The sequence below is a fragment of the Paraburkholderia sp. SIMBA_027 genome, from assembly GCF_046535315.1.
GTDB lineage: Bacteria > Pseudomonadota > Gammaproteobacteria > Burkholderiales > Burkholderiaceae > Paraburkholderia > Paraburkholderia tropica.
This window is the reverse complement of the sequence record NZ_JAWRWY010000171.1, coordinates 1-376: the sequence shown is the minus strand read 5'-3', so window position 1 is coordinate 376 and position 376 is coordinate 1. Positions and strand designations below refer to the sequence as shown.

Here is a 376-nt window from a genome sequence, read left to right as displayed (position 1 = left end):
AGGTGCTGAAACCCCTAATAATGATTATCCTGATCTGAAGGTAAAACCAAAATATGACGGAAGTATTACTGAAGTTGATTGGAAAACGGCCAACGATAACATAATGAGAAGATATGGCTACAGTTATGATGGAACAAACAGGTTAAGAGCAGGGTTTTACCAGACAGATGCCAATCCATACCTTAAAGAATACAATGAGATTCTGGATTATGATTTGGGAGGAAATATTACCACATTGAAAAGGACGTCCAACTCTTCTTCCGGCACAGCAATAACCATTGACAATCTTGCTTATTCTTACGATGATGGCAATAGACTGACTAATGTTTCGGATAGTTCCCAAAACTATGCTGGCTATCCATCTTCATCCGGTACG

Annotated in this window: 1 protein-coding gene; it reads left to right on the top strand. The window is 39.1% G+C overall.

Annotation, left to right across the window (positions count from 1 at the left end):
* Positions 1 to 376, top strand: a 376-nt coding sequence (locus tag SB764_RS38635; protein ID WP_410866557.1) for a hypothetical protein, incomplete at both ends; no start/stop codon positions are given.